Here is a 3,345-nt window from a genome sequence, read left to right on the forward strand (position 1 = left end):
TGCGTAAAACGTTGACCTATGACCGTGGACGCGAGATGGCAGAACATAAAATACTTGAAGAAGATTTAGGCATAGATGTATATTTCTGTGACCCACATTCACCCTGGCAAAAAGGCACATGCGAAAATATGAATGGTTTAATTAGGCAATATTTACCTAAAGGGATTGATTTAAATCAGGCAGATCAGCATTATTTAAATCAAGTTGCCATGTCACTGAATACTCGTCCTAGAAAAGCGTTAGATTGGCTTACACCATTAGAGAAATTTGCTCAGCTTGTTGATTATCATAAGACTTTTCAAACTGTCGCACCTCATGTTTGAATTCGCCCTAATATAAAAGCTTATTTTCAATAAAAAACACATCATAATACCCCCTTGCCTTTTAACCACAAAAATATTGAAGTTATTATTTAGAAGCAATTAATAGAAAAATAAACAAATCTTTTTTAAACAAGCTACTAATAAAAATATCTCCATCGAAAATAAAGTATAAAAATTCAAAAACCATTTAATAAAGTATCAATAGAGTTAAAATACATATAGCTTACTTTTAATTTTAAAGAGGAATACAAGAAATAATTTCTTGTATTCCTGTTATAAGATTGGGAGAACCAAGTTGATAATTTCACCCATTTCTTTGGATCTATTAATTTAAGTTTCGACTTTACTTATTTGAGCTTAGCCATTTGGTCGAGTCACAATCGGGAAAATTGAATCTGGACGTTTAAACATTGCAAAGAATTTTCCAATTTTCAGTGGATTACCTTTGACTTTACTGTCTTTAGAAAGCAGGACTTTTACCCCTTCTATTTGACCTGTAATCATTTTTAGATATAAGGGCTTGGTTAAGGTTAATGTAGGGCAATCCAATGCCAAATCTTTACTTTCATCATAACGCTTAAACTGCATGACTGAGTTTTCAACCCATAATGAAAAATGCTCTTTGGTATCCGACAAAACCAGATTGATACACTGGTTTTCATTTTTTAAATTTTCCACATCTAAATTTGTCGCCATAGCTTCAAGAAATCTTTCAGTTGGTGTATGAATCAATAAATCACTCGGATCAGAAGTATTTTGTAGGGGTACATTATTTTGTAGCTCTTGAGCGCCCACCAAAAAGAAATTACGCCAAGTTGAAGCCTCAGCAGCATAGCCCAATTGACGATAAGTATTCGCCAATAAGTCTTTTGCTTGTTGGTTTTGAGGGTTATTCAACACAATATGTTTTAAAATCTCGGCAGCCCATCTATAGTCAGCTTGAGCGTAGGCATCCCGCGCATTTTTCAATGCATTGTTCTCCCCACCTGCTAACTCAATATATTTTTTTGCAACAGCTTTAGGGGGTAATGGATCTAAATTGGAAGGATGGGCATCGAACCATCCCATATAATATTGGTATACTGCTTTTACATTATGTTTTAGGGTTCCATAATAGCCATGAGCATATAGTTTTTGATCAAGTGCCGCTGGAAGCTTAATTTTTTCGGCAATTTCAGCGCCATTAAAACCAGAGTTCATATATCTCACCGTCTGATCATGCGTGAACTTATAAACATCTCGCTGGGTTTTAATAAAATCTTGAATATTGTCATTGCCCCAGACAGGCCAATGATGCTGTGCAATCAATACATCGGATGCTTTGGCATGCTGCATTGCTTGGTCTAGATAGCCCACCCATTTTAAGGCATCACGGACTTTAGCACCCCGAAGGGTATAAAGATTATGCATGGTATGAGATAGAATTTCTGCGCCGTTATAAAGTTTCAATGATGGGATAGAGAACGTTAATTCTGCTGGTGCTTCTGAACCCGGCACGTTATAAAACACAAAATCCAAGCCATCAACCGTCATTTTCTGTTCTGGTTGAGTGATCAGTTGTGTAGGCTCAAGGATGCCCATTTTTCCCACAGCAACAGCCTTACCTAAACCTGTATCCACCAATCCTTCCGCATTTTTAGGTAGAAAAGTTCCATACATATAAGTCGCACGACGTATCATGGCTGAACCTGCCATCACATTTTCACTGGTCGCTTCTTCCATAAAGCCTTTTGGCGCAATAATTGGAGTTTTTCTAGCGTTAATTTCTTCGCTAGAAAGAACGCCTAATGCACCACCAAAATGATCGATATGGCTATGGGTAAAGATAATGGCTGAAATTTTTTGCTCACCTAAATGCTGTCTAGCAAATTTAAGTGCTGCTTCAGCCGTTTCTTTAGAGGTTAATGTATCCACAATAATCCAGCCAGTATCACCCTGAATGATGGTCATATTTGCCAAATCAAAACCACGAATTTGCCAAACTCGATCTGTTACTTTAAATAGCCCAACATTGTTGTTTAATTTTGCTTGTCGCCATAGAGTGGGATTAACGGTATTTGGTGCTTGATCTTGTAAAAAACTAAATGCATCAAAATCCCAGATAACATTGCCTTTCTCACTTTTAATTTGACCTGTTGGCTTGGCAATAAAGCCCTTTTGAGCCTGATTAAACTCAGTCATATCCTCTAAGTTATACTTCGCCTTATATGTATTATTTGATTCAATGACCGCTTTTTCTACTACAGTATTTGCTGCAAAAACAGAAAATGGCAGAATAAGCATCAATGAAACTGTTAAAAACTTAATTTTCATCTTCTTTCCTTTTTTTAAATAGAGGTGGTCCCACATGTTTGAACAACTAAAAGCTTATTTATAAGTGATACTCTGCTCTAGTTAAGCTACCTTATTTTGTTGTGGTAGCTGGTCATAGTAAAACTCATCTGGAGTCATTTTGTCCAGACTCGAATGAGGTCGTTTCAAATTATAAAATTCAAAATATGCGTTTAATTGCTTCTTCGCATCCAAAACATTGCTGTAGGCTTTGAGATACACCTCTTCATATTTAACGCTCCGCCATAATCGTTCAACCATCACATTATCAACCCATCGACCTTTACCATCCATGCTGATTTGGATGTCATTTGATTTCAATACATGGCAGAGTAAAACTTGAAGTGCGACATAAACCACCTAATTAATTTAAAGGGTTTATGGAGTATATAAAATTGTCATACCATCATCTTAACTTTGAAGATCGTACTGCATTAATGCTTGAGTCAAGAAAAGAAGGCTTTTCAGCCAGAAAATTTGCTGAACTCATTAAAAGACATCCTAGTACGATCTATCGTGAGCTTAAAAGAAATAGCATCAATGACGTTTATCAAGCTCGATATGCTTCTGATAACACCTTCGCTAGACGTAGACGTGGTCACAGAAAACTCAAAATCGATTCAATCCTCTGGAAATTTATTGTTGAAGCGATCCGTTGTTTATGGTCTCCTCAGCAAATAGCAAAGCGTTT

Annotated in this window: 3 protein-coding genes and 1 pseudogene; 2 read left to right on the top strand and 2 right to left on the bottom strand. The window is 36.4% G+C overall.

The features are described 5' to 3' along the window. Positions 1-323: IS30 family transposase (locus J502_RS16760; protein ID WP_153560267.1), on the top strand; the 323-nt coding region annotated here is incomplete at its 5' end. A gap of 357 nt (positions 324-680) precedes the next feature. Here J502_RS16760 and J502_RS15685 read toward each other — a convergent pair. Then, on the bottom strand, positions 681-2,636 hold the full coding sequence (locus tag J502_RS15685) for an alkyl/aryl-sulfatase (protein ID WP_000693745.1): 1,956 nt from the start codon (positions 2,634-2,636) through the stop codon (positions 681-683). 81 nt (positions 2,637-2,717) lie between these two features. After that, positions 2,718-2,978, bottom strand: a pseudogene (locus J502_RS15690) (integrase core domain-containing protein); the annotation flags it as partial. A 56-nt stretch (positions 2,979-3,034) separates the two neighbouring features. Between J502_RS15690 and J502_RS16765 the strand changes: the two are divergent. Further along, the coding region (locus tag J502_RS16765; RefSeq protein WP_033844983.1) for a helix-turn-helix domain-containing protein at positions 3,035-3,345 on the top strand (311 nt) is incomplete at its 3' end.

Source organism: Acinetobacter sp. 1294596, from assembly GCF_000582925.1.
Classification (GTDB): Bacteria; Pseudomonadota; Gammaproteobacteria; order Pseudomonadales; family Moraxellaceae; genus Acinetobacter; species Acinetobacter radioresistens.